The sequence below is a fragment of the Litchfieldella qijiaojingensis genome, assembly GCF_014651875.1.
In the GTDB taxonomy this organism is placed as follows: Bacteria; Pseudomonadota; Gammaproteobacteria; order Pseudomonadales; family Halomonadaceae; genus Litchfieldella; species Litchfieldella qijiaojingensis.
The window spans coordinates 70,978-95,052 of the sequence record NZ_BMXS01000003.1 but is presented as its reverse complement, the minus strand read 5'-3'; the positions used below and the strand labels follow the sequence as shown (position 1 = coordinate 95,052).

The 24,075-nt window shown below is 62.7% G+C and carries 23 protein-coding genes and 1 other RNA gene; 10 read left to right on the top strand and 14 right to left on the bottom strand.

Annotated elements, in window-relative coordinates; translation table 11 throughout:
• Positions 1-49 precede the first annotated feature (49 nt).
• A complete protein-coding gene (gene folD, locus IE093_RS04585; protein WP_189466648.1) occupies positions 50-946 on the bottom strand; it encodes a bifunctional methylenetetrahydrofolate dehydrogenase/methenyltetrahydrofolate cyclohydrolase FolD in 897 nt (298 codons plus the stop codon).
• A complete protein-coding gene (locus IE093_RS22620) occupies positions 921-1,049 on the bottom strand; it encodes a hypothetical protein (protein ID WP_268247385.1) in 129 nt (42 codons plus the stop codon). The genes folD and IE093_RS22620 overlap by 26 nt, the downstream gene beginning before the upstream one ends.
• Before the next feature lie 336 nt (positions 1,050-1,385).
• On the opposite strand from IE093_RS22620, the gene IE093_RS04580 reads away from it, so the two are divergent.
• Positions 1,386-1,673 carry a GYD domain-containing protein gene (locus IE093_RS04580; protein WP_189466646.1) on the top strand — a complete coding sequence of 96 codons (288 nt, stop codon included), beginning with the start codon at positions 1,386-1,388 and terminating at the stop codon, positions 1,671-1,673.
• 84 nt (positions 1,674-1,757) lie between these two features.
• Here the strand turns inward: IE093_RS04580 and IE093_RS04575 are convergent, their stop codons facing one another.
• From IE093_RS04575 to IE093_RS04565, 3 genes are read right to left on the bottom strand one after another with little or no spacing between them, the layout of a single operon-like run.
• The gene (locus IE093_RS04575) at positions 1,758-2,492 is read right to left on the bottom strand and encodes a 16S rRNA (uracil(1498)-N(3))-methyltransferase (RefSeq protein WP_189466644.1); all 735 of its coding nucleotides are present in this window, start codon (positions 2,490-2,492) and stop codon (positions 1,758-1,760) included.
• A gap of 18 nt (positions 2,493-2,510) precedes the next feature.
• A complete protein-coding gene (gene secB, locus IE093_RS04570) occupies positions 2,511-3,017 on the bottom strand; it encodes a protein-export chaperone SecB (RefSeq protein WP_189466642.1) in 507 nt (168 codons plus the stop codon).
• Positions 3,018-3,062: 45 nt separating this feature from the next.
• On the bottom strand, positions 3,063-3,485 hold the full coding sequence (locus tag IE093_RS04565; protein ID WP_189466641.1) for a rhodanese-like domain-containing protein: 423 nt from the start codon (positions 3,483-3,485) through the stop codon (positions 3,063-3,065).
• 265 nt (positions 3,486-3,750) lie between these two features.
• Between IE093_RS04565 and gpmI the strand changes: the two genes are divergently transcribed.
• The 3 genes from gpmI to IE093_RS04550 all read left to right on the top strand — a co-directional run bounded on the left by gpmI (position 3,751) and on the right by IE093_RS04550 (position 7,878).
• Positions 3,751-5,325 (top strand): 2,3-bisphosphoglycerate-independent phosphoglycerate mutase, encoded by a 1,575-nt coding sequence (gene gpmI / locus IE093_RS04560; RefSeq protein WP_189466640.1) that lies wholly within the window; start codon positions 3,751-3,753, stop codon positions 5,323-5,325.
• A 57-nt stretch (positions 5,326-5,382) separates the two neighbouring features.
• Positions 5,383-6,489: a murein hydrolase activator EnvC family protein gene (locus IE093_RS04555; RefSeq protein WP_189466995.1), complete on the top strand. Its 1,107-nt coding sequence runs from the start codon at positions 5,383-5,385 to the stop codon at positions 6,487-6,489.
• A gap of 96 nt (positions 6,490-6,585) precedes the next feature.
• The gene (locus IE093_RS04550) at positions 6,586-7,878 is read left to right on the top strand and encodes a S41 family peptidase (RefSeq protein ID WP_189466639.1); all 1,293 of its coding nucleotides are present in this window, start codon (positions 6,586-6,588) and stop codon (positions 7,876-7,878) included.
• A gap of 70 nt (positions 7,879-7,948) precedes the next feature.
• Here the strand turns inward: IE093_RS04550 and IE093_RS04545 are convergent, their stop codons facing one another.
• On the bottom strand, positions 7,949-9,166 hold the full coding sequence (locus tag IE093_RS04545; protein ID WP_189466638.1) for a UbiH/UbiF/VisC/COQ6 family ubiquinone biosynthesis hydroxylase: 1,218 nt from the start codon (positions 9,164-9,166) through the stop codon (positions 7,949-7,951).
• 230 nt (positions 9,167-9,396) lie between these two features.
• Between IE093_RS04545 and IE093_RS04540 the strand changes: the two genes are divergently transcribed.
• Positions 9,397-10,776 (top strand): uracil-xanthine permease family protein, encoded by a 1,380-nt coding sequence (locus tag IE093_RS04540; RefSeq protein ID WP_189466637.1) that lies wholly within the window; start codon positions 9,397-9,399, stop codon positions 10,774-10,776.
• A gap of 57 nt (positions 10,777-10,833) precedes the next feature.
• Here the strand turns inward: IE093_RS04540 and ubiH are convergent, their stop codons facing one another.
• From ubiH to IE093_RS04525, 3 genes are all read right to left on the bottom strand, one after another.
• Positions 10,834-12,039 (bottom strand): 2-octaprenyl-6-methoxyphenyl hydroxylase, encoded by a 1,206-nt coding sequence (gene ubiH / locus IE093_RS04535; protein ID WP_189466636.1) that lies wholly within the window; start codon positions 12,037-12,039, stop codon positions 10,834-10,836.
• Between the two features lie 93 nt (positions 12,040-12,132).
• A complete protein-coding gene (gene pepP / locus IE093_RS04530; RefSeq protein ID WP_189466634.1) occupies positions 12,133-13,485 on the bottom strand; it encodes a Xaa-Pro aminopeptidase in 1,353 nt (450 codons plus the stop codon).
• 9 nt (positions 13,486-13,494) lie between these two features.
• Entirely contained in the window at positions 13,495-14,061 is a 567-nt protein-coding gene (locus IE093_RS04525; RefSeq protein WP_189466632.1) for a UPF0149 family protein, read from the bottom strand.
• 247 nt (positions 14,062-14,308) lie between these two features.
• Between IE093_RS04525 and IE093_RS04520 the strand changes: the two genes are divergently transcribed.
• The 3 genes from IE093_RS04520 to IE093_RS04510 all read left to right on the top strand — a co-directional run bounded on the left by IE093_RS04520 (position 14,309) and on the right by IE093_RS04510 (position 15,508).
• Entirely contained in the window at positions 14,309-14,611 is a 303-nt protein-coding gene (locus IE093_RS04520; protein WP_189466630.1) for a cell division protein ZapA, read from the top strand.
• A 44-nt stretch (positions 14,612-14,655) separates the two neighbouring features.
• Positions 14,656-14,840: non-coding RNA, 6S RNA (ssrS, locus tag IE093_RS04515), on the top strand.
• 65 nt (positions 14,841-14,905) lie between these two features.
• Positions 14,906-15,508, top strand: coding sequence for a 5-formyltetrahydrofolate cyclo-ligase (locus IE093_RS04510; RefSeq protein WP_229803266.1), 603 nt, complete (start codon positions 14,906-14,908; stop codon positions 15,506-15,508).
• Between the two features lie 352 nt (positions 15,509-15,860).
• Here the strand turns inward: IE093_RS04510 and ilvA are convergent, their stop codons facing one another.
• A complete protein-coding gene (gene ilvA / locus IE093_RS04505; RefSeq protein ID WP_189466627.1) occupies positions 15,861-17,375 on the bottom strand; it encodes a threonine ammonia-lyase, biosynthetic in 1,515 nt (504 codons plus the stop codon).
• A gap of 362 nt (positions 17,376-17,737) precedes the next feature.
• Here ilvA and rpiA point away from each other — a divergent pair, with 362 nt between their 5' ends.
• Positions 17,738-18,403 carry a ribose-5-phosphate isomerase RpiA gene (rpiA, locus tag IE093_RS04500; RefSeq protein WP_189466624.1) on the top strand — a complete coding sequence of 222 codons (666 nt, stop codon included), beginning with the start codon at positions 17,738-17,740 and terminating at the stop codon, positions 18,401-18,403.
• 19 nt (positions 18,404-18,422) lie between these two features.
• Here rpiA and waaA read toward each other — a convergent pair whose 3' ends face one another.
• From waaA to IE093_RS04485, 3 genes are read right to left on the bottom strand one after another with little or no spacing between them, the layout of a single operon-like run.
• Positions 18,423-19,730 (bottom strand): lipid IV(A) 3-deoxy-D-manno-octulosonic acid transferase, encoded by a 1,308-nt coding sequence (gene waaA, locus IE093_RS04495; RefSeq protein ID WP_189466622.1) that lies wholly within the window; start codon positions 19,728-19,730, stop codon positions 18,423-18,425.
• Positions 19,730-21,160 carry a bifunctional D-glycero-beta-D-manno-heptose-7-phosphate kinase/D-glycero-beta-D-manno-heptose 1-phosphate adenylyltransferase HldE gene (gene hldE / locus IE093_RS04490; RefSeq protein WP_189466620.1) on the bottom strand — a complete coding sequence of 477 codons (1,431 nt, stop codon included), beginning with the start codon at positions 21,158-21,160 and terminating at the stop codon, positions 19,730-19,732. The genes waaA and hldE overlap by 1 nt, the downstream gene beginning before the upstream one ends.
• Entirely contained in the window at positions 21,150-22,235 is a 1,086-nt protein-coding gene (locus IE093_RS04485) for a glycosyltransferase family 9 protein (RefSeq protein ID WP_189466618.1), read from the bottom strand. The genes hldE and IE093_RS04485 overlap by 11 nt, the downstream gene beginning before the upstream one ends.
• On the opposite strand from IE093_RS04485, the gene IE093_RS04480 reads away from it, so the two are divergent.
• On the top strand, positions 22,234-22,947 hold the full coding sequence (locus IE093_RS04480) for a 3-deoxy-D-manno-octulosonic acid kinase (RefSeq protein WP_189466616.1): 714 nt from the start codon (positions 22,234-22,236) through the stop codon (positions 22,945-22,947). The genes IE093_RS04485 and IE093_RS04480 overlap by 2 nt on opposite strands.
• Here the strand turns inward: IE093_RS04480 and IE093_RS04475 are convergent.
• Positions 22,939-24,063 carry a glycosyltransferase family 4 protein gene (locus IE093_RS04475; protein ID WP_268247384.1) on the bottom strand — a complete coding sequence of 375 codons (1,125 nt, stop codon included), beginning with the start codon at positions 24,061-24,063 and terminating at the stop codon, positions 22,939-22,941. The genes IE093_RS04480 and IE093_RS04475 overlap by 9 nt on opposite strands.
• Between the last annotated feature and the right edge of the window lie 12 nt (positions 24,064-24,075).

Here is a 24,075-nt window from a genome sequence, read left to right as displayed (position 1 = left end):
TCCTGCGACCCGATAGGCCCATAGCCCATCTCACCGGTAGGCGTTGCGATCAGGAGGAGGATGCTGACTGACGTCTCGCCGCCTGAAGGGTGTTATGCATCAGCATGGCGATGGTCATCGGACCGACCCCGCCCGGTACCGGGGTGATGGCCGACGCCAGCGGTGCGACGGCTTCGAAATCGACGTCCCCCACCAGCCGCGCCTTGCCGTCTTCGCCCTCGACGCGGTTGATGCCGACGTCGATTACCACCGCGCCCGGTTTGACCCATTCCGCGGTCACCAATCCGGGCACGCCCACCGCCGCGACCACGATGTCAGCCTGGCGACAGATCTCCGCCGGCGACGGCGTACGGCTGTGTATCACGGTCACGGTGGCGTTGCGCGCCAGCAGCAGGCTGGCCATCGGCTTGCCGACGATATTGGAGCGGCCGATGACCACTGCTCGCTGGCCGCTGAGATCGGGCCCCAACACCTGTTCGATCAAGTGCATGGCACCCTTGGGCGTGCAGGGCAGTAGTGCGGCATCGATGGCGCCGGTGGCCAGACGGCCCACGTTGATGTAGTGGAAGCCATCGACGTCCTTGTTGGGCGCGATGGCCTGAATCACGCGGTCGGCATCGATCTGCGCCGGCAATGGCAACTGCACGAGGATGCCGTGAATGTCGGCATCGGCATTGAGCGATTCGATCAATTCCAGAAGTTCCGCTTGGGTGGTCGTGGCCGGAAGATCGTACTGGCGCGAGAGGAAGCCGCACGCCTCGGCACGCCGCCCCTTGTTGCGCACATAGACGGCGCTTGCCGGATCGTCGCCAACCAGCACTACCGCCAGCCCCGGAGTAAGCCCTTCGCGTTCGACGGTCTCGCGCACCTCGTCGACGAGGGCTATCGCTGTCCGCTTGCCATCGAGGATGCGTGGCTTGTCAGAAGAGGATGGTGCGGTCGTCATTAAGCTGAACCCAGTATTCGAGGTGGAGTTTCACGGCCTTAGCCGCATCGTCGGCAGGCTGCACATCCTGCTCGATGATCGGCCCTTCGTCCAGATGGACCATCTCGACTCGAGGATACCGCACGAAACCCGACAGGGCTCAAACCCACTGCCCGATGGAGCATCTATGCTTGTTCCATGGACAAGCATCACCAGGGAAATGCTGAACAAATCGACGAGCGAGATGAAGCGCAAGGCGCACGGAGCACAGGAACCGGAGCATATGGGGTATATGTGAGGATCCGCCGGTCCGACGCTTCGGCACCGCGCAACGCAGCGATTCACTCGCGCAGGCATTTGGCCAGTGTTTCCCTAGCGGGCACGGAGGCTGATCCCGTCCTGATCCGACAAGGTTAAGGCTCTTCATACGCATGAACCGGGGAAATGGGAGGTACCCACTATGGCCACGTACCTGATTCTCACCCGCCTGGAACCGACGGCGGTGTCGGACCCCGCCGAATTGAAAACGATCGCGAAGACCGTTAAGGAAAAGATCAAGGAGCGTTGCCCAGGTGTCGATTGGAAGGACAGCTACGCCACGCTGGGACAGTTCGACGTCATCGATGTAGTGGAAAGCAATGATCCCAAGGAAGTGGAGCGGGCGGCCATGATCATTCGTTCGTATGGCCACGGCAGCACGGAAACGCTGCTTGCGACGCCGTGGAAGGAGTTCCTTGAGGCAATGTGAATGCCATGAAGCCACACAGGGCCGGGGCGGGAGACGTTCCTGTCCCGGCCTTGAGCGACAAGACCATTTCGAAGATGGTGAGCATCAGCGCCGGCTCAGGTCGCCGAAGTGATACTGCAGCAGAGTCAAAGCCACCACGGGAGCGGTTTCGGTGCGCAGGATGCGCGGACCGAGGGATAGACGAGAAAAGCCCGCCGCATGCGCGGCTTCGACTTCCCGAGCGGAGAAGCCTCCTTCAGGACCGATCAGCAGAGCGGCGGCGGAGGGCGAGGCGTGTCGGTCGAGACCGCCTTCGGTGGCGGGATGCAACACCAGGCGCAGGGGCTCGTCACGGCCGGCGAGCCAATCAAGGAGAAGCTGGGGAGGATGGATGGTCGGCACGCTGGCACGACCGCACTGTTCGCAGGCACTGGCCGCGACCGCCTGCCAGTGGGCATGCTTCTTCGCTTCGCGCTCACCCTTGAGGCGTACATCACCATGTTCGGTATACAGGGGAGTGATGTCGGCGACGCCCAACTCGACGGACTTCTGGATGGCATAGTCCATGCGATCACCCTTGGAGACCGCCTGACCGAGGTGCACCGCCAATGGCGACTCGGCCATCCCGGGCTCGGTCGCGTCAACGCGAACCACCACGCGCTTGCGGCCAGCTTCGACCAGAACGGCCCGGGCTTCCTGACCGCGACCGTCGAACAGGGTCAGTTCGGCGCCCTCGCGCAGGCGCAGCACCAAGGCGACGTGGCGTGCCGCGCCTTCGGGTAGAACGAGGTCGCCGCCAACGGCGAAGTCGGCGGCGACATGGATACGCGGGGCACTCATCGGTGCTTTGTGCCTTGCTTACTGGGTGGTATCGGCGCCCTCCGCCTCGCGCTTCTTCTGGGCGTACATCGCCTCGAAGTTGACCGGCGCCAGCATCAGCGGCGGGAAACCACCCCGGTTGACCAGGTTGTCGATGCATTCGCGGGCATAGGGGAACAGCACGTTGGGGCAGAAGGCGCCCAGGGTGTGCTCTAGTTGCTCGCCTTCGATACCGGCGATGCGGAACATTCCCGCCTGCTCAATCTCGACCAGGAAGGAGGTATTGCCGGTCTCGCTATGCGACACCTGGGCGGTGACCTTGACCACCACTTCGTAGAGTCCGTCACCAACCTGGCTGCTGGTGGTGTTCAGGTCGAGGCCGACCTTGGGCTTGAACGGCTGTTGAAATACCTGGGGCGAATTAGGCGACTCGAAGGAGATGTCCTTGACGTAGATGCGCTGCAGGGAAAACTGCAGTTGCGGTTTCTGCTGGTCCGATGCCGCTCCCTGCGTGCCGCCTGCGCCTTGGTTATTGTCTTCCGCCATGTTGTAGATCCTTGAAGTCGTGAATGGAATGAGTGTCGGGGGCGATCATTTCTTGACCAGCGGCAAGCCGTCCGCCTGCCATTGGGTCATGCCGCCCTTGAGTTTGAACACGCGCTCGAAACCGGCCTTGGTGAGCTTGCCCAGGGCGATGCCCGAGGCCTGGCCATGCTTGCAGACCACGATCAGCGGCTTGTCCTTGAGCTTTTCCAGCTCGTTCAGGCGAGTGTCGAGACGACTCTGGGGGATGTTCCGGGCTCCGGCAATGTGCCCAGCCTTGAAGTCGCCCGCGTCACGAATATCGACGACGACAGCGTCTTCGCGATTGATCAATTGGGTGGCCTCACTAGAGGTCACGCCACTGCGGCTACTGCCTATCACTTCATAGGCGATCCAAGCGGCCAGCACCAACAGGAAAGCCCCCACCAGCAACGGGTGGTTCATTACGAATTCGAGCAACTGATCGATCATGGGTCCGGATAACTCTCGTTGGAAAACTCCACATGGGGTCAACCGCGCGGGTCACCCTTTGGGCTCTGTCCTGGCAACGGTTGCGTCGGGCGGCGCATAGTATACACGATGCACGAGCACTCGGGCCGCATCCGATCGGCCCCCCGGCTGACGCCCGGTGCTGCTGTGCGATATGATGCCGCAAGGAGCCGTGAGTCGCGACCCCGGTGGCCATTTTTCTCTGGGTGCCGGGTCCTGTCGATGCTTAACCATGAGGCCAAGCAGCATGTCCGATGCCCAAAGCACCGCCCCCCGCCCGGTGGCGTTGATCATTCTCGATGGCTACGGCCATAACGAAGACACCGAGTCCAACGCCATCGCCGCCGCCAACACTCCGGTGATGGACCGGCTGACCCGCGACTTTCCCAGTAGTCTGATCCATACCGACGGCAAGTATGTCGGCCTGCCCGACGGCCAGATGGGTAACTCCGAGGTCGGCCACATGAACCTCGGCGCCGGTCGCGTCGTCTACCAGGATTTCACCCGTATCACCAAGGCAGTCGAGGATGGCGAACTGGCCACCAACGAGGTGCTGACCGCGCCCATCGATGCTGCCGTGGCTGCGAGCAAGGCTGTACATCTGCTGGGGCTGCTGTCACCCGGTGGCGTGCACAGTCATGAGGACCACATCCTGGCCATGGCTGAGCTAGCAGCCCAGCGAGGGGCCAAGCGTATCTATGTGCACGGCTTCCTCGACGGTCGCGACACCGCGCCCAAGAGCGCCCAAGCCTCGATCGAACGCGCCAATGCCAAGCTCGCCGAACTGGTCGGTGAGGGCAACGGCTTCGTTGCCTCGTTGATCGGGCGCTACTACGCCATGGACCGCGATAACCGCTGGGATCGCGTGGAAAAAGCCTACCGCCTGGTCACCCAGGGCGAGGGTGAGCATGTGGCCGGTGACGCCGTGGCCGGACTTGCCGCCGCCTACGAACGCGACGAAACCGACGAGTTCGTTGCCGCGACCAGCGTGCGCCCCGACAGCCAACCGGTGACCATGGAGGACGGCGATGCCGCCATCTTCATGAACTTCCGCGCCGACCGTGCTCGCGAGCTGACTCGCGCCTTCGTCGAGGACGATTTCTCCGGCTTCGCGCGCCAGGCACGCCCCCGACTGGCCGTTGACGGGCTGGTGATGCTGACCCAGTACGCCGCCGACATCCCGGCACCCGCCGCCTTCCCACCCGAGGACCTGCACAATACGATCGGCGAAGTCATGGAAAAGCGCGGCAAGACCCAGTTGCGCATTGCCGAGACCGAGAAATACGCCCACGTGACCTTTTTCTTCTCGGGCGGTCGCGAGACGGAGTTCGACGGCGAGACTCGCGAACTGATTCCCTCGCCCCAGGACGTCAAGACCTACGACGAGAAGCCCGAGATGAGCGCCTACGAGGTCACCGACAAGCTGGTAGCGGCGATCGATTCCGGCAAGTACGACTTGATCGTATGCAACTACGCCAATGGCGACATGGTCGGCCACACCGGCAAGTTCGATGCCGCAGTCAAGGCCATCGAGACCGTCGACGAGTGTGTCGGCCGAGTGGTGGAGGCCATCGAGCGTGCCGGCGGCGAATGCCTGATCACCGCCGACCACGGCAACGCCGAGCAGATGGTCAACCCCGACACCGGCGCTCCCCAGACGGCGCATACGACCTGTGAGGTGCCGCTGATCTATGTCAGCAAGCGCGCGGCCAAGTTGCGCGATGACGGGCGCCTGTGCGACATCGCGCCGACCCTGTTGACCATGATGAGCGAAACGATACCGCAGGAAATGACCGGGCAGGTACTGATCGACTACTCGTGAGCAGGCGCCCGGAGAGCATCCTTGAATAGACGGCTGTGGCTGGGGGTAGCGTTGGGCATGCTAGTGCTCGCGGCGCCGCCCCTGGCGGCCCAGCCGAGCGAGCGCGAGGCTCGTGCACGCCTCGATGCCATCGGCAGCGATATCGAGGCGTTGTCGAAGCGCTTGAGCGTGACCCGTGATGCCCGCGACGATGCCCAGGAAGCCCTGCGCGAGGTAGAAACCTCGCTGGCCGACACACACCAGCGGCTTGACGAACTGCAAGCCGAACGGCGGCGGCTCGACGACGAGGTCCACGAGTTGGAGCAGGTCCGCAAGTCGCTGGAGGAGGAGCGTCGTGACCAGATCGAGGCGATCAAGGTCCAGCTCGACGCTCTCTATCGCCTGGGCTTGACTCCACAGCTCAAGCTGCTGCTCAACCAGGACGATCCCTCCCGTCTGGATCGCCTGCAGACCTACCTCAACCACCTCTCGCGGGCACGCAATGCGCGTCTGGACGAGCTTGCCCGGCTCGACGAACGCCTGGCTGCCAATCGCACGGCTCTCGACGAACGTGCCGAGCGCCTGGCTGCCCTGGCCGAGGAACTGCAACGCCGCAGCCGTGAGCTGGCCGAGCGGATGGCCGAACGACAGGCCTTGGTCGCCGACCTGGAGTCCCGCTATGTCAGCGAACAGGCACGCCTGGAGGATCTCAACCAGGATCGCGCACATGCCGAGCGCATCCTGCGCCAGGTGCGTGAAGAACTGGCCCGCCTCGAGCGGCCACCACCCTCCACTGCCATCGAACGTACCCAAGGCGAGCTTCCCTGGCCGGTACAAGGTCGCGTGAGCTCGACCTTCGGTCGTGGTTCAGGAGTCAATCGCAACGGCATGGTGATCGATGCCGCAGAGGGCAGCCCGGTCAAGGCCGTGCACGACGGCCGCGTGGTGTTCGCCGATTGGATGCGCGGTTTCGGCAACCTGCTGATCATCGATCACGGCGACGGCATCATGACCCTGCACGCCCACCTGCAGCACTTCGCGGTGAGTGTTGGCGCGGCCGTGGCAAAGGGAGAGACGATCGCCGCGGTGGGCATCAGCGGAGGACGCGACACGCCGGCGCTGTATTTCGAGGTCCGTCGCGATGGCGACCCCATCGATCCGCAACGCTGGATCGCACGACGCTGAGCCTGCGAGGTCATAATTCGGCAGACTATGGATTATCGCCCAACCCAGCGGCTATGCTGGGACCCTCAACACCGCGCTTTGCCGACCGGAGTCCGCATGCCCGTCACCGTAATCAAGCATTTTCTGATCCGACTTCTGCCGTTGGCGCTTTTGGCGCTGCCCGTTCAGGCTCAACCCGAAGGGGAACTGCCATCACAGAGCCCTTCATCCGCCAATGAACTGCCGGTGGAAGACATTCAGACCTTCGTCGAGGTATTCGAGCGTATCAAGCGCGCCTATGTCGAGGAAGTCGACGACAGCACGCTGCTGCGCAACGCCATGCGCGGCATGCTGGGCGAACTCGACCCTCACTCGACCTACCTCGGCCAGGAAGAGTTCGACAGTCTGCGGGAATCCACCGAGGGGCAGTTCGGCGGTATCGGCATCGAAGTCGGCATGGAGGATGGCCAGCTCACGGTGATCTCGCCCATCGATGACACCCCGGCGGCACGTGCTGGCCTGCAATCGCGGGATGTCATCCTGCGTGTCGACGGCACGGCCACCGATCGCCTGTCGCTTCAGGAGGCGGTCACGCTGATGCGCGGAGAGCCAGGCAGCAAAGTGGAAATCACCATTCTGCGCAGTGGCGAGTCGGCTCCCCGTACGATCACCCTGACACGTGAGATCATTCGCACCGAGAGCGTCAGGAGCGAGCTGCTCGAGCCGCGCTACGGCTACCTGCGCGTCAGCCAGTTCCAGAGCCGCACTGGCGAGCAGGTTCGCAATGCCATTTCCCGCCTGCAACGCGATGAGCCACTCAATGGCCTGGTGCTCGATCTGCGCAACAACCCCGGCGGCGTGCTGCAAGCGGCCGTGGACGTGGCCGATGCCTTCCTTGACGAGGGCCTGATCGTGTATACCGAAGGGCGCCTGCCCGACAGCGACATGCGCTTCTCCGCGAGTGCCGACACTGTGGCTCCGGACGTCCCCATGGTGGTACTGATCAACAGTGGCAGCGCCTCGGCGGCGGAAATCGTCGCCGGCGCCCTGCAGGACCAGCAGCGCGCCGTGGTGATGGGCACCGACAGCTTCGGCAAGGGATCGGTACAACAGGTCATGCCATTGGGCAATGGCGATGGGCTCAAGTTGACCACAGCGTTGTACTACACGCCCAACGGCCGCTCGATCCAGGCCCAAGGCATCGAACCCGACGTTGAAGTGGTGCGAGGGCGCCTCGAAATTGCCGAGAGCAGCGGCATCCAGCTGCGCGAGTCCGACCTGGAAGGCCACCTGATCGGCAATGGTGAGACCCGCACGCGCAGCGAGGTCTCGCAGCGGCTGCGCGAGGATTACCAGCTCGGCGAGGCACTCAATCTGTTGAAGGCGCTGAATGTCCTGGGCAAACGCTGACAGCGCTACGCCACGCCCCACGCTCGAGCCATCTGTAAAATAATACCGCAAGCCGAGCGTGGATCACGTTTCAGCGGCAGGAGGCGGGCAACCGCCCCCGCTCGCCGATTGCCTGGCGTATCATCAACCGTTTGAGCGGCGTCAACCGATCGACGCCGGACAGCCCCAGATTGCGCGCCAGTTGCCATGCCGGGTGGCGCACGCCGAACAGCAAGCGAAAACCGTCCATCAATGCCAGCATGGCGGCGTTGTCGCCACGCCGACGCCGGGCATAACGCGACAGAACCCGCATGTCACCCTGGCAACCACCACGTGAGCGAGCACTCACCAACTCCTCAGCCAGAACCGCGGCATCCATCAGTCCCAGATTGACCCCTTGCCCCGCCAGCGGATGAATGCTGTGCGCTGCGTCGCCGATCAGTGCCAGCCCTGGCGCCACATAGCGTGCAGCATGGCGCTGGGCAAGCGGGAAATCGACCGCCTTGTCGATGACCTCTACGCTCCCTAGCCGGCCTTCGAAAGCCGCTTCCAGCTCCGCGGCCAGTCCCTCTGCAGACAGCCTCGTGAGGCGCTCGGCCTCATGAGGAGAGGTCGACCATACGATCGAGCAGTAGCGATCCTCTCCGTCGACCGTCAAAGGCAGGAATGCCAGCGGACCGCTGGGCAGAAACACTTGGCGCGCCACGCCGGCGTGGGAATGCCCCACACGAACCGTGGTCACCACTGCCTGGTGTCCAGTGTCACGTGGTGCGGCCTCGATGCCGGCCAACTCGCGCAGCCGGGAATTGGCACCGTCCGCCGCCACCACCAACGGCGCCGAAAGAGTGCGACCATCCTCGAGCGTCAGTCGCTGGCCGTCGCCCGTGCCATGCAACTCGGCGACTCGGGCATCGAATACCTGCTCCACCGTAGGCAGCTCGGACAACCGCGTTTCCAAAGCGGCCAGGATAACGTCGTTCTCGACGATATGACCAAGCGTCGGCACCCCGGCCTGTTCGGCGGCAAAACGAATTTCACCGTTGCCCTGGCCATCCCACACCAGCATCCCGGTATAGGGAGTGACACGCCTGGCCACCATCGCCGGCCAGACCGTCAAGTGCGCGAACAGCCGGCGCGACACCTCGGTCACGGCACTGACGCGCAGCGCCGGTCGTCCCTGCCCAGCAGCGTGGCCCACGGCTCGGGGCCGGGCATCCAGCACCTGTACCGCCACCCCCGCTTCGCCCAGCAGGGCGGCCAGCGTCGCCCCTACCATGCCGCCCCCCACTACGATCACCTCGGCCTGCATGCCGTCTCCTCCGCCTTTCCGACTGGCTTCTCATCGTGCCTCATTGTCGCACGTCGGGGCGTTCCCTGGCCCCATTGACCACTGTTATCAGCGAATCCTGATACCCGTTATCAGGAGGGTTTTCATGGAAATGCTTTCCATCAGAGACTAGCTTATGTACACAATGAAAAGATCACGTGTCATCAAAAACAAATATTTCTGTATACAAAAATAACGCGCGAGGTAGTTACATGTCCGAGCCCACACCGACGGCAAGACCGTCCCGTACCATCAACCAAGACCCCGATGCCATGCCGCCCCTGGGCAAGGCCGTGCCCTTGGGTCTGCAGCACATCATGGCGATGTTCGCCGGCAACGTGACTCCCCCGATCATCATCGCCGGGGTGATCGGCGCCACCACCGGCGAACAGATCTTCCTGATCCAGGTTGCCCTGTTCGTGGCGGGCGTATCGACGCTGGTCCAAACCATGGGCATGGGGCCCTTCGGGGCGCGCCTGCCGATCGTGCAGGGCACCAGTTTCGGCTTCTTGCCAGTGGCTCTGCCGTTGGCCAAGGCCTTTGGGCTGCCAGCGGTGCTCGGCGCCTCCTTGGTCGCCGGCTTGCTTCAGATTCTGCTCGGCGCTTGCCTGAAGAGGATACGCCACTGGTTTTCGCCAGTGGTCACCGGCATCGTGGTATTGCTGATCGGCATCACCCTGATGCCGGTGGGCCTCAAGTATGCCGCCGGTGGCGTCGGCAGCGACGACTTCGCCTCGCCGACCAACCTTGGCCTGGCACTGTTCGTACTGACGGTGACTATCACAGCTCACCAGTTCGGACGCGGCTTCCTCAAGGCCGCCTCGGTTCTAGTCGGCCTGGTCAGCGGCTATCTGGTGGCCATCGCGCTGGGCATGGTCGACTTCGACTTGGTGACCGACTCGACTTGGTTCGCCCTCCCTCGGCCGTTCGCCTACGGCATGGAATTCTCCTTCACCGCCATTCTCGGCATGGCATTGATCATGTTCGTGGTCGGTCTCGAGACCATCGGCAACATCTCGGCTATCACCATGGGCGGAGCAGGGCGTCACGCCAAGGACAAGGAACTCTCGGGCGGCGTAATGGCCGACGGCCTAGCGACGTCTTTCGCCGCGCTCTTCAACACTCTGCCCAACACAGCCTATGCGCAGAACGTCGGTTTGGTCACCCTGACCGGTGTGGTCAGTCGTCATGTGGTGACCATCGGCGGCCTGCTGTTGATCGCCATGGGATTGTTCCCCAAGTTGGGAGGGCTGGTGGCAGCCATGCCACATGCGGTGCTCGGCGGCGCCGGGATAGTGATGTTCGGCATGATCGCCTCGGCGGGGGTGAAGATCATCAAGGAGTGCGAACTCGACCAGCGCGCCATGCTGATCATCGCCGTATCGCTGAGCCTGGGCATCGGCCTACCGGCGGTCGACGAGATTGCAAACACCATGCCCGGCCAGCTTGGCCTGCTGCTCAAGTCCGGCCTCGTGCCTGCCGCCGTCGCCGCACTGGTGCTGGACGCCATACTCCCTGGAAAACCGGGGCGACAGGCAACTCAAGAGCACACCATGGCAGCGAATGCCGAATCTGCCAAGGCTAACCCGTAACTCACGTCACTGCTCCATTACGTAACAAGGCCTCGGCGGCACAGCCGCCGAGGATTCCTAGCGTTCCATGCCCATGGCGCGCCGAGCCAAGGTACGTCGCAGTGGTCCAACCAGATTGAGCCCGACCAGCCCCGCGGCCCGGGCATGCGACAACAGCGGATGGTCGATACCAAACAACCGAATCAGGCCATCGCTGAAGCGGATCACGTTGTGCCGATCGCCCTCACGGCGGCGCTCGAAGTCGCCGAGCACAGCCATGTCACCCGGCGACTGGCCGTTCGGTAGCCCAGCTTCGAGCGCCGCGACCAGGTCCATGACCCCACGTAGCGCCAGATTGAAGCCCTGTCCGGCCACCGGGTGCAAGGCATGAGCGGCGTTGCCCAATACCGCCAGTCCCGGACGCACCTGCTCTTCGGCCGTGATCAGCGATAATGGGTAAGCGTGCCGCTCACCGACGCGTCGAAAACGCCCCGCGCGGTCACCAAAGGCACGCTGCAACTCGTCCAGGAAGTCGCCATCATCGAGCGCCAATCGAGCCCGTTCTTCACCGGCGTGGTGGGTCCAGATCAGCGCCATTCGATTGCCGGTCAACGGCAGCAGGGCAATGGGCCCCTCGTCGGTGAAGCGCTCGTAAGCCATACCACGGTGTGGCCGACTGACTTCCAGGTTGGCGATCAGCGCCACTTGGGAATAGGACGCCTCACGGCTGGCGATTCCCAGACGTTCCTTGAGCCCCGAGCGTCCACCATCAGCCAGCACCGTCAGCCCCGCCTCCAGCCGGTTGCCGTCGGAAAGCTGCAAGTGGTATCCGCCAGGCATGGCGGCAATGTCTTCCACCTTGGCGGGACAGTGCCAGTGCAAGGGCAGGGCAGAGAGCCGTTCGTGCAATACGCGCCCCATCCAGGCATTGGGGATCACATAGCCCAGAGCCTCGACATGCAACTCGTCGGCGGACAAGCGTGTGACGCCGAGACGCCCACGCTCACTGACGTGGATGCGACGGATCGGTTCCGCTTCCCGGGCTATGGCCGACCATACGCCCAGGTGCTCGAAGTGTTGCCGTGAGCCCTGAGCAATGGCACTAGCCCGCGCATCGAAGCTGGGTTGATAGTCGACGGAAGCGGGCTCGACGGACAGTGGCGCCGCCTCGATCACCGCCACTTCAAGACCGTGGCGCGCGGCCGCTGGTGCCAGGGCGACCCCGAGGCTAGCCCCAACCAGCCCACCACCGATGATCGCGATATCCACCCGTCGTGACTGCATCTCTTGTCTTTCCTTGTGATTCATGGCCCTGGGTTCCGGGACCTGGCTACACTATGCAACACTCATTACGTATTTTACGTAATGAGTGTTGGTTCACATCGGCAGTAGGTTATTTCTGCGCATCAGCGCCTCGATATCTTCAACTTGCTTGGGCACCCCCTGCGACAGCACGTCGTGCCCATCCACGGTAACGGCGACATCGTCCTCTATACGGATGCCGATACCGCGAAGCGACTCGGGAATGTCCTCCTCATCGGGGATATACAGTCCCGGCTCCACGGTCACTACCATCCCCGGCGCCAGGCGTCGGGGCTCGCCTTTAAGGCGGTAGTTGCCCACATCATGTACATCCAGTCCCAACCAATGGGATGTGGAATGCAAGTAGAAGCGGCGATAGCGCTCTTCGGCGATGCAGTTTTCCAGCTCGCCTTCCAGCAATCCCAACTCGATCAATCCGCGAGTCAGATCACGCACCACGCCGTCATGGATTTCAACCAGGGTGGCTCCGGGGGCGACAGCGGCCACGGCACGCTCCTGAGCGGCCAGGACCACCTCGTAGAGCGCGCTCTGGGCAGCGCTGAAGCGGCCATTGACCGGAAACGTCCGGGTGATATCACCGGCATAGAGATCGAACTCGGCGCCAGCGTCGATCAATACCAATTCGCCATCGCGCATGACATCGCGATTTTCGATGTAGTGCAGCACACAGGCATTGGCACCGCTGCCGACGATACTGGCATAGGCTGGACCACTGGCACCGTGCCAGAGGAATTCATGCTCCAGCTCGGCCTGCAGGTGATACTCGCGGAGGCCAGGGTGTACGGTCTGCATGGCGCGACGGTGGGCACGCGCTGAAATCTCGCAGGCATGGCGCATCAAGGCCAGTTCGGTCTCGCTCTTGATCAGGCGCTGCTCGTGAACGAGGCCGCTGACGTCGGCGAAACGAGAGGGCGCTACGGCACCTTGGCGCCGCTTGGCCATCAGCTCACTGCGCACGCGCTTGGCCAGCGTTAGGGTCTCCTCGTCATCGATGGGCAAATACAGCGACTCACGTCCGTCCAGCAATCCGGCCAGTCGCTCGTCGCGCTGGACATTTTCGAAAGCTTCGTCGAAACCGTATTGCTCCACGGCACCGGTTGCGCCCAACCGGATACCCGTCCAGGCCTCCATGGCCGGGTCCTTGTCCTGGCAGAACAGGACCGTCTCGCCGGCCTCGCGCCCAGGCAGCAGCAAAAGCAGGGCGTCCGGCTCGGGAAACCCGGTCAGGTAGTGGAAATCGCTATCCTGGCGGAAAGGGTGGTCGCTATCGCGAGAGCGAGTCACCAGCGATGCCGAGGGCAACAGCACGGCACTGTCGGGCGGAAGAGTGGCCATCAACGCTTGGCGTCGCGCACGATACTCGTCCAGCGCGATCGCCGCGGGACGTGGCAGGATGTCACGAGACATCGGGGCTCCTTACTCTTGTGGCTGTTCGACCTGGGGCTTGCCGGGATGCTGCTCGGTATAAAGCAGCATGGCGGCCATCCGCGCGTGCTCGGTCAAGGCGAACAAGTCGTTTTCGTTGTCGCTGCTCTCGTCGAGGTCGACGTCGATCGACGCCACGGCGTCAAGGTCCTCCAGCGCCTCGCGCAGGTTGGCCGACCAAGCCTGACGGATGTCGTCTCCGACTTCCGTCAGCACCTCGAGAAAGCCCTGGGTCCACTCCTGCAAGCCTCTCGCACGTTCGGGCAGAGAGAACAGCTCGTCAGGCAGCAACGGTTCATAGTTGAGCTCGGCCGCTCCCAGCGCCTCCAGCGTCTGGCGCCTCCAGCCGAGCAGTACCTCGGCACTGGCAGGATCGCGGGGCTGTTCGACGCCCAGCGCAGCGCACACTTCTTCCAGCCAGGCCTCGGCGCTGATATCCCGGAGGGCAAGCTCGGCGGCGAGACGGCCGTCGAGAAAAGCCGGGGATTGCAGGCTGCCATGCACCAGGAAGGCATCGGCGATGGTGGAAAAATCGAAACGTTCGTTGATCAATGACATGCTGCTTTCCGTGGGTTCGATGGGGTGCCCGGCGGACAGTCGCACCTGACGCGACCTGCTCCCTACGACGCGATGCCGCGGGTACCGGGTGCGTTGACCGCTCGTGAACGGCCCTCGTATAGTGGTTCGATACCCCGACATTCTAGGCGTTGGGCGAGTCGTCGGCGAGCGTCGACCACTCGTGCAACGTCTCGCTCAACGCAAGGGGTCAAGCGGAGGATGCCCCTTGGCCCGCCAGGAGCCCGTCATGACCGACGACTCACGACCGACGACCACTGAAATCATGCTGCTGGGGCAAGGCTATGTCATCGCTTGCCCCCCGGAAGAGCAGGAGCAACTCAATCGTGCCGCGCATTACCTTGACCGCGCCATGCACGGTATTCATGCCCGCGGCAAGGTATTGGGCGCCGAGAAGATCGCCATCATGGCGGCGCTCAACATTACCCATGAACTGCTGCGAACCCTGGAAGAGCGCAAGGAGTGCGAAGCTACCCTGGCACGCTTGAGCGAGCGCCTCGAGCAGGCCCTGACCAATGCCCCGTCGCGCTGACAATCAGCGCTTTGGCCAGCGGGCCCGCTCTGTTACGATGTCTCTGTTCCCTGGAGTGTGCGCCAGTCGTTATCGTCCCTCGAGCCTATGCGCAGTACCCAGGGGGCCAAATGCTAGACGGGCCCGTGTGCATGTCCGTGCGACGGAAAGCCTGACGGTTCGTCTGCGGCCACCCACCTTGAACCAATGGGTTCAAGGGCCAGAACGACAGCGGCACTCTGGGGAACTCTTTACCTACCGCGACGAGTCATGCCTGATTCCATTCCTTTCGACATTCCCGCCGAATGGGCGGACATGCCCGAAGCAGCCCAACGCCGGGCACTACGCCGTGCTCTGCGCCAGCGCCGGCGCCAGCTTGGACCGACCCATCAACGCCAGGCATCGCACCGCTTGTGTCGTCGGTTGCGACAGTTGCCCGACGTTCGTCGCGCAAGCCGCATCGCCCTCTACCTGCCCAACGACGGGGAAATCGATGCGACGCCACTGATCGCCTGGTTGCGCCAGCGCGGTGCAAAGGTTTATCTACCGGTGCTGCAGCCGCTGACTCATAACCGCTTGTGGTTCGTGCGCTATCAAGCCTCGACACCGATGGTTCGCAACCGTTTCGGCATCTCCGAACCCGACACCCGTCACGCGGCGCATCGTGCCCGGCGCCTGCCGGCATGGGCGTTGGATCTAGTCTTGCTACCCTTGGTAGGGTTCGATGACCAAGGCCGTCGCATAGGCATGGGAGGCGGTTTCTATGACCGCAGCTTTGCGTTCACCCGGCGGCCCGGGCCACGCCCACGCCTGATCGGCGTGGCACATGCGGTTCAGCAAGTCAGGGAACTGCCCACTGCCTCATGGGACGTGCCCCTGGATGCTATCGTCAGCGACGTAGGCGTCATTCGCCCATGAAAAACCGGCAGATGACGATGCATCTGCCGGCTGAGGGGGAGTCTGGTCATGGCACTGCCGAGTAACGGCAGGCTCCTAGCTGCCCACCAGGGCCTGCGCATAGCCGGTTGCCACCACGCCGATGCCGAAGACCAGCACCAGTGCCATGACCAGATCGGGCTTGCGTTTCATTACCTGACTCCGTGCAACTTGTTATTACCGGATTACGATGAGTGTCGCCTTATGACGACTCGGCCGACTATAGGCCTAAGTCGATGGAATGACAACATCATACAGGTAGTGTTTACATAATGAAACGCTTGTCATCACCCGGCTGTGGAGTAAGTCTGCACTTACTCCACAAGAGATCGGCTTACGCCATGAACAGCCTATAGGCCGGGTTATCCGACTCCTTCCAATAGCGATAGCCGATCTTGTCGAAATACTCCTCGACATGGGTACGATCGCCGTTGGGTACTTGCATGCCAACTAGTACCCGGCCGTACGCTGCACCATGATTGCGATAATGGAATAGCGAGATATTCCAGTTGGCCGGCAAACGCGTGAGGAAGTTCATCAAGGCCCCGGGACGTTCAGGAAACTCGAAACGATAGACCTCTTCGTCGAAGAGCTGCTTGGGGCGTCCACCACCGAGATGGCGGATATGCAGCTTGGCCAGTTCGTCGTCGGTCAGATCTACTACCGGATAGCCCCCTTCTGTCAGCTTTTCAATCACTGATCGACGGTCCTCACCACCGGGCTTGACCTGCACACCGACGAAGATATGCGCGTGCTCTGGATCGGCGTAGCGGTAGTTGAACTCGGTGACCATGCGCCTGCCGATGGTCTTGCAGAACTTCTTGAAGCTGCCCGGGCGTTCAGGAATGGTCACTGCCAAAATCGCCTCGCGCTGTTCGCCCAGTTCGGTACGCTCAGCGATGTGCTGAAGACGGTCGAAATTGGTGTTGGCCCCGGAGTTGATGCACAACAGGGTTTCACCCTCGGCACCAGTCTGCTGGATGTACTTCTTCAACCCGGCCAGGGCCAGGGCGCCCGAGGTCTCCGCTACCGCTCGGGTGTCCTCGAAGATGTCCTTGACCGCTGCACACATCTCGTCGGTATTGACGGTGATCACATCATCCACCAGATCGCGGGCCAGGGCGAAGGGAACTTCACCGACTTGTGCCACGGCAACCCCTTCGGCAAAGACGCCGACCTGGTCGAGCACCACTCGCTCCCCGGCTTCAAGCGCCGCCTTGAAGCAGGCGCTATCCTCCGACTCGACACCAATCACTTTGATGTCTGGACGCAGATACTTGATGTAGGCAGCCACCCCGGCAATCAGGCCGCCGCCACCCACCGGCACGAAGACGGCATCCAGGCGCCCACTGTGCTGGCGCAGGATCTCGACCCCGATGGTGCCCTGACCGGCGATCACGTCGATATCGTCGAAGGGAGGAATGTAGGTATAGCCATGCTCGGCGATCAGCTCCTGGGCGTGTGCCGCCGCTGCGGAAAAGGCATCGCCCTTGAGCACCACCTTGGCACCCCGGGCGCGGACCGCCTGGACCTTGATATCCGGCGTGATGCGCGGCATGACGATCACCGCCTTGAGCCCCATCAGCCTGGCCGCCATGGCCACGCCCTGGGCGTGATTGCCCGCCGAGGCAGTAATCACACCCTTGGCCTTCTGATCATCGCTCAGTTGCGCCATCTTGTTATAGGCACCGCGAATCTTGAACGAATAGACCGGCTGCAAGTCCTCGCGCTTGATCAGAATCCGGTTATTGAGGCGACGGGACAGGAAGGATGCCGATGAAATCGGCGTTTCCCGGGCCGCATCATAGACCCGGGCCTGGAGTATCTTCTTGACAGTATCTTCGAGCATCCTGATATCCCAAGGGCAGAGCACGGCCTGAGGCCGTGCGGACAACGTTAGGAAACGCCGAATAAATGCCTGCGCGACTCAATCACTGCGTTGCGCGGTGCGCAGAATCCTCACCTATACCCCATAGGCTCCGGTTCCTGTGCTCCGGGCGCCTTGTGCTTGAGGCCGCTCGTCGATTTCTTCAGCGCTTCCTTAAAGTAGAAACTTCAACCAACAGTTGAAAAAACCCCTATTGGTAACAGACCGACAGCAACTTCGTCCAGCGCCATCGCGGCTCTCCCGGAGTCGCACCATCTACAGATGGCTGTCCCTGGCTTATAATGAGCGTCTTGACGATTACCGACCACCATCAGGACCCTGCCATGACCCAAGACGAACTCAAGGACGCCGTCGCCGCTGCCGCCATCGACGAAATTCGCCCCCGGCTCGAACGCGATACCATCCTGGGTGTCGGCACCGGTTCCACCGCCAACCTGTTCATCGACCGTCTGGCTGAGTTGCGCCACGAATTCCAAGGTGCGGTGGCCAGCTCCGAGGCAACCGCCAAACGCCTCCGACAGCATGGCATCGAGGTCTTCGAGCTCAACAGCACCGGTACGCTACCGTTCTATATAGACGGTGCCGACGAGATCGACCTCGAACTGCGCATGATCAAGGGTGGTGGAGCGGCACTGACGCGCGAGAAAATCGTTGCCGCCTGCGCCGAGCGCTTCATCTGCATTGCCGATGCCTCCAAGCGCGTCGCCACCTTGGGCGGGTTTCCGCTGCCAGTGGAGGTAATTCCCATGGCCCGCTCCTATGTGGCCCGTGAACTGGTCAAACTAGGGGCGGATCCGGTCTACCGCGAAGGGGTGGTCACCGACAACGGCAACCAGATCATCGACTGCTACGAGCTCATGATCGAGGACCCGCTAGCCATGGAGGCCCGGATCAACGCCATCGTAGGTGTTGTCACCAATGGCCTGTTCGCTGCTCGCGGTGCGGACGTGCTGTTACTGGGCACCGAAGACGGCGTCAAACGCTTCTAGAAGTGAGCACTCACTTCGGCTAGAGATAGCACTCCAAGCCCTTCAGCGTTCGGGTCAGCGCTCCTCGGTTGGCGCTCATCACCGCCTGTCCCGCACGGGTCAGGCGCTGGCGTTCCGATTCATCGCCGAACAACCGCACGAGTTGCCCTGCCAGTGTTTCACTATCCGTGACCTCGACCAGGGCATCGGCCTCGCGCAGCGTTTCAGCCACGTCACTGAAATTGGCAAGCTCGGGGCCGGTAACCACCGGCACCCCCATCGCCGCCGGCTCGAGTAGGTTGTGACCGCCCACTGGCACCAGACTGCCGCCAACGAAGGCCACATCGGCCGCTCCATAGAAGCTCAACAGCTCACCCATGGTGTCGCCCAGGTAAATCGCCGTATGGGGCTCGGGAAGCTCGTCACGGGAACGCCGCGCCACGCTCATGCCACGATCCTGGCAGAGTCGCGCCACGACATCGAATCGCTGTGGGTGGCGGGGTACCAAGAGCAACAAGGCATCCGGTAGGGTCTCGCGCAACCGGGCATGGGCTTCGAGAAGCTGTTCGTCCTCGCCGGGGTGAGTCGAGCCGGCGACCCACACCGGACGCTCCCCACACGCAGAATGTAAGTGCTCACTTCGCTTCAAGGACTCGTCGTCCGGCGTCATATCATACTTCAGGGATCCAACGACCGAGATCCTGTCAGGTGCCATACCCAATGCCTGGAAGCGCTCGGCATCGGCCGGCGACTTGGCAGCCAGCCACTCGACCCGAGACAGGGCGTCACTCAATAGGGGACGAATCTTGCAATAGCCCTCGAAAGCGCGCGGTGACAACCGCCCGTTGACCACTACTGCCGGCACGCCGTGTCGTTCACAGGCGCGTAGCAGATTGGGCCATAGCTCGGTCTCGAAGAAGATCGCCAGACTGGGACGTAGCCGTGCCACGAAACGCCGCGCGGCAGCGGGAAAGTCCAGTGGCACGAAGTAATGGCTCACTTCGCCTGGAATACCCTTCTTTTCCAGGCTTTCGGCCATCACTTGGACCCGCTCGGCCCCAGTGGCGGTCATGGTGGTAAGCACCAGAGGCCGGTCGGGATAACGCGCCACCAATGCTTCGATCAGCGGTCGTGCCGCCTGGACTTCGCCCACCGAGGCACAGTGCAGCCAGATCACCTTGCGCCCGGCAGGCGTGTCGGGCACCCAGCCCAACCGCTGCCATCGTGAGTGAGTAAGTGCTTGCTCACGCCATACACGTCGCCAGACCAGCGGCGACAAGGCATAGAGTGCCAGCGAATAGAGCCAGCGTGCCCATCCCTGCCGCGACGCTTGTTGCCGGCTCGCCATCAGAGTTCGCGATCAAGGATGGTGGCGATCATCGCCGTGGTCGACACGCCATCTTCGAAGCCCAGTACCTTGACCTCGCCACCATGGGCGATGACCGCTTCGCCACCGGCGATTTCCTCGGGTCGGTAATCACCGCCCTTGACCAGTACATCAGGCAACACCGCCTCGATCAGCCGTGCCGGCGTATCTTCGGAAAAGGGCACCACCCAATCCACAGCGCCGAGACCGGAGAGCACCTGCATGCGGCGATTGAGAGGGTTGATCGGTCGCTTGGGCCCCTTGAGACGAGCAATGGAAGCATCGTCGTTGACTGCCACTATCAGTCGATCGCCTAGCTGCCGGGCATGCTCGAGATAGGCGACATGGCCGGCATGCAGGATGTCGAAGCAACCATTGGTCATCACCACCCGCTCGCCGCGCGCCTGAGCGGCCCGAACCGCCTCCACCAGAGAGTCCTCCTCGATCACCCCGAATTCGGCCAGCTTGTCGCCGTGCAGGGCAGTGTAGAGTTCGGCAATGGATAGCGTCGCGGTGCCGGGCTTGGCGACCACCAGGCCGGCGGCGAGGTTGGCCAAGGTCATCGCCTCGGGGAAACCATGGCCGGCAGCCAGCCCCAACCCCAGTACACCGATCACGGTATCGCCTGCACCGGTGACATCGAACACCTCACGGGCACGGGTCGGCAGATGCAGGGGGGCATGGCCTTCGCGGATCAGGGTCATGCCCTTTTCGCTTCGGGTGATCAGCAGCGCCTCCAGTTCCAGTTCGGCACGCAATGCCTCGCCCTTGACGGCAAGTTCTTCGTCATTGCGGCAGGGGCCCATCACGGCTTCGAACTCGGAAAAGTTGGGCGTGATCACACTGGCGCCGCGATACTTGCCGAAGTCCCCCCCCTTGGGATCGATCAGCACTCGCTTGCCAGCGGCGCGAATCATGGCGATCAATGCCTCGACCCGATTCAGGGTGCCTTTGCCGTAATCGGACAGGATCACAAGATCCGCCGCCGGCAAGGCCCGCTCGACGTTCGCCAGCAGATCGCGGGTATCCACCTCACCGAGCCCCTCTTCGAAATCGAGACGAATCAGTTGTTGATTGCGACTCATGACTCGCAATTTGGTAATGGTGGGTATCGCGGCGCTGCGCTGGAAGTGAGTCTTCACATTGGCATCTTCGAGGCGAGCGAAGAGTAGGTCGGCATTGGTGTCGTCACCGACCAACCCCGCCAGGGCGGCATTGGCTCCCAATGCGGCGATGTTCAACGCCACGTTGGCGGCACCGCCGGGGCGGTCCTCGGCCTCGCCGACCTTGACCACCGGCACCGGTGCCTCGGGCGAGATTCGCCAAGTGCCCCCATGCCAGTAGCGGTCGAGCATCACATCGCCCACCACCAGCAGGCGGGCCTGTTCCAGGGCGGTAAGATCAAGCTTCATTGACAGACTCCGACAGCAAGATATCCAGACGTGCGATGACGTCCTCGGCATGAATCAATGACATGGCATCGGGATGACGCACACGTTGTCCCCAAGGGAGTTCATCGACCTCCTTGTGCAGATAAGTGCGCACCGCTTCGGGATAGCAATCCACCACCATGTGGCGCCACAGGTAGGGGCCCGCGCGCTCGACATTGGTTGTCGCATAGAGACCGATGGTGGGAGTATCCAGGGCATTGGCCATGTGTACCGGCCCGGAATCCGGGGCGATCACCAGCCGCGCGCGGTCGATCAGTGCCAGCAAGGTCTTTAACGATATGCCGCCGATGGTATCGATGACGGCCTCCGGCGGTGCCAAGGCAACAATGCGAGCTCCCATCTCGCGCTCCTTGGTGGAGCCACCGCCAGTCAGCAGGGCCTTCAGCCCATATTGGGTCCAGGCGTGTTCGATTACCGCGGCGTAGCCTTCGGCCGACCAGTTGCGAAAGTTGCGTAACCGTGGGTTGGCACAGGGACTGATCAACAGATAGGGCGATTCTCCGCTCAGACGCCGGGCCTCCTCATAGGCCTCTTCGGGAATCGGTAGTCCCCACTCGGGGCGTCTCGAGGTGATCGCGGGATCTACGCCCAGCCGCCGGGCAAAGTCCATGAACGATTCCAGCACATGGGCGCGCGGATGCGGCTCGAGGTGGTAGCGGGTGAAACAGTGCTGCCAATCCTTGGAGCGCGCCTTGTCGAAGCCGATCCGCGTTCGGGCCTTGAGCCCCAGAGACAACACGCTGGCTCGCAGCGACTGCTGCATGTGCAGCAGCACATCGAAACGGGTGTTGCCGAGTCGTCGCCACAGTTCGCGCATCCCGGCCAATCCCGTTTGCTTGTCGTAGACCACGAACTCGACCCCGGACAGGCCGGACAGTAGACTGTGCTCGCCCTTACCGATGATCCAGGTGATACGCGCCTGGGGCCACTGGTGCTGAAGGGCCCGCACGGTGGGCACCAGATTGCAGACATCGCCCAACGCGGAGAGTCGCAGCACGCAGATGTGCTCGGGATGGGCGGGCAGAGGATGCTTCATGCGATTGACAAGGTTCCAAAGGGGAAAGGTTTTCATTCTATATGATGCGCACAGTGTATGTGACGCCACTAGTGGCCCACAAATCGGGCCGGAAACCTTCACTCCCGAGTACTGGCGAGCACATCAAGCTGTCACCGGTGAGGCCCCGGGGCGTGGCGCTAGCCTGTTCATCGAGACCGGCAACGAGCATTGGGTACTGCGCCCCTATCGGCGCGGTGGCCTGGTGGCGCGTTTCTGTGAGTCGCGCTACCTGTGGCTGGGCGCCGAACGTAGTCGTGCCTTTCGCGAGCTGCGCCTGACCGCTTATCTGCATGAAAGGGGCCTGCCGGTACCTCGGCCCATCGGCGCTTGTGTGTGGCGTCATGGCCTGGCCTATGAAGCGGCCCTGATTACAGTGCGCCTGCCAGGCGCCCAGGCCTTGGCCGAACGTCTTCCGCATGCCGATGACAGCTTGCTGGTAAAGGTCGGAACCACGGTGCGCCGTTTCCACGATGCCGGGCTCGACCATGTCGACCTCAATGCCCGCAACCTGCTCGTCGATACCCACGACCGCCTGTGGCTGATCGACCTGGACCGTTGCCGCCTGCGCCGGCCCGGAGCCTGGCGCGAGGCCAACCTCGAGCGTCTCGAACGTTCACTGGTGAAATTCGGCGCCCCCCAGGCCATGGCAGCGATTCGACAGGGCTATGATGGGGTGTCGGCGTCAAACTGAGCCATATTCGGCAACCAACCCCTCGACATGGGCGGCAAGGGAGAAATCGTTGCAAGCCACGTTGCAAGCCTCTCGTCCCAAGCGTTCGCGCAAGGCGCTATCCGCAGCCAGCTCAGCCATGGCCTTGGCCCAGGCGCCAGCATCATCGGGCGGAGCCAGACGACCACAATGGATATCGAGCAGCTCCGGAATGGCACCGCTATCGGCGCCGATCACCGCCTTGCCGGCGGCCATGGCCTCGATCACCGTCAGCCCGAAGGCTTCGTTTCGCGAAGGGATACAGACAATGTCCAAGGCCTCGAACACCCGTGGCAAGTCGCGGCGAAAGCCAGCAAAGCTCACGTGACTAGCCAATCCCAACGTCGCTATTCGCTTCTCGAGTGCTTCGACATAGGATACATCGGCTCCCTCGTCAGCACTGGTTCCGCCGATCATCACGCCATGGAAATGTATGTCGGAATGACGATCGTGAAGCGCGCCGAGAGCCTCGAGCCACAGCTGCTGCCCCTTGCCCGGTGTCAGACGGCCGGGCAGGCCGATGGCGACTACCGCCTGCGGAATGCCCAGTTCGGCGCGCAGGGCCTGACGCGCGGCCTCATCGAGCACTGGCAGATAGGGGGCGGGATCGATTCCCAGATAGAGGCGACGGATCCGTTCGGCGGGCATGGGAAAGGCCCTGAGGTTGCGTTCGCGGGTCGCTTCACTGATCGCAAACAACCGTGAGAGTTTGCCGTATGCCCAGCGGTGGTAGAGGTCCTTCTTGGGGCGCGTCACGCCCATGTGGTCGGTGAAGAACAGTCGGATCTCGGGCCATAGCGTCTTGAGCAGGGCTCCCAGGCGTAAATCGCTGGACTTGTGGCAATGCACCACGCGGATGTCGTGGCGCTTGAGGTAACGCAGGATCCGTGCCGTCTCGGTCAGCGCACGCCCCCGGGAGACAACCGTCAGGGGTTCGATGCCCGCTTCCCGCAGGCTAGCATCGACTTTCGAGCCACACAGTGCCAAGCCATGTACTTGCCACCCCTGTCGACTCAGCTCAGGTATAATTCGTGACGGATACATTTCTAGACCGCCCCAGCCGCTCGAGAGACAGATATGTAAAACCTTGGAAGGCAAGGGAACTCCTTT

Excerpts from the sequence above, each read along its gene's own strand:
- folD (WP_189466648.1), bottom strand. The coding sequence starts at position 946 with ATGACGACCGCACCATCCTCTTCTGACAAGCCACGCATCCTCGATGGC.
- IE093_RS04520 (WP_189466630.1), top strand. The coding sequence starts at position 14,309 with ATGACCGACGACTCACGACCGACGACCACTGAAATCATGCTGCTGGGG.
- pepP (WP_189466634.1), bottom strand. The coding sequence starts at position 13,485 with ATGTCTCGTGACATCCTGCCACGTCCCGCGGCGATCGCGCTGGACGAG.
- rpiA (WP_189466624.1), top strand. The coding sequence starts at position 17,738 with ATGACCCAAGACGAACTCAAGGACGCCGTCGCCGCTGCCGCCATCGAC.
- secB (WP_189466642.1), bottom strand. The coding sequence starts at position 3,017 with ATGGCGGAAGACAATAACCAAGGCGCAGGCGGCACGCAGGGAGCGGCA.
- IE093_RS04525 (WP_189466632.1), bottom strand. The coding sequence starts at position 14,061 with ATGTCATTGATCAACGAACGTTTCGATTTTTCCACCATCGCCGATGCC.
- IE093_RS04580 (WP_189466646.1), top strand. The coding sequence starts at position 1,386 with ATGGCCACGTACCTGATTCTCACCCGCCTGGAACCGACGGCGGTGTCG.
- gpmI (WP_189466640.1), top strand. The coding sequence starts at position 3,751 with ATGTCCGATGCCCAAAGCACCGCCCCCCGCCCGGTGGCGTTGATCATT.
- IE093_RS04485 (WP_189466618.1), bottom strand. The coding sequence starts at position 22,235 with ATGAAGCATCCTCTGCCCGCCCATCCCGAGCACATCTGCGTGCTGCGA.
- IE093_RS04540 (WP_189466637.1), top strand. The coding sequence starts at position 9,397 with ATGTCCGAGCCCACACCGACGGCAAGACCGTCCCGTACCATCAACCAA.
- ilvA (WP_189466627.1), bottom strand. The coding sequence starts at position 17,375 with ATGCTCGAAGATACTGTCAAGAAGATACTCCAGGCCCGGGTCTATGAT.
- IE093_RS04550 (WP_189466639.1), top strand. The coding sequence starts at position 6,586 with ATGCCCGTCACCGTAATCAAGCATTTTCTGATCCGACTTCTGCCGTTG.
- IE093_RS04565 (WP_189466641.1), bottom strand. The coding sequence starts at position 3,485 with ATGATCGATCAGTTGCTCGAATTCGTAATGAACCACCCGTTGCTGGTG.
- waaA (WP_189466622.1), bottom strand. The coding sequence starts at position 19,730 with ATGGCGAGCCGGCAACAAGCGTCGCGGCAGGGATGGGCACGCTGGCTC.
- IE093_RS04480 (WP_189466616.1), top strand. The coding sequence starts at position 22,234 with ATGCGATTGACAAGGTTCCAAAGGGGAAAGGTTTTCATTCTATATGAT.
- hldE (WP_189466620.1), bottom strand. The coding sequence starts at position 21,160 with ATGAAGCTTGATCTTACCGCCCTGGAACAGGCCCGCCTGCTGGTGGTG.
- IE093_RS04510 (WP_229803266.1), top strand. The coding sequence starts at position 14,906 with ATGCCCGAAGCAGCCCAACGCCGGGCACTACGCCGTGCTCTGCGCCAG.
- IE093_RS04575 (WP_189466644.1), bottom strand. The coding sequence starts at position 2,492 with ATGAGTGCCCCGCGTATCCATGTCGCCGCCGACTTCGCCGTTGGCGGC.
- IE093_RS04555 (WP_189466995.1), top strand. The coding sequence starts at position 5,383 with ATGCTAGTGCTCGCGGCGCCGCCCCTGGCGGCCCAGCCGAGCGAGCGC.
- IE093_RS04545 (WP_189466638.1), bottom strand. The coding sequence starts at position 9,166 with ATGCAGGCCGAGGTGATCGTAGTGGGGGGCGGCATGGTAGGGGCGACG.
- ubiH (WP_189466636.1), bottom strand. The coding sequence starts at position 12,039 with ATGCAGTCACGACGGGTGGATATCGCGATCATCGGTGGTGGGCTGGTT.
- IE093_RS22620 (WP_268247385.1), bottom strand. The coding sequence starts at position 1,049 with ATGGTCCATCTGGACGAAGGGCCGATCATCGAGCAGGATGTGCAGCCT.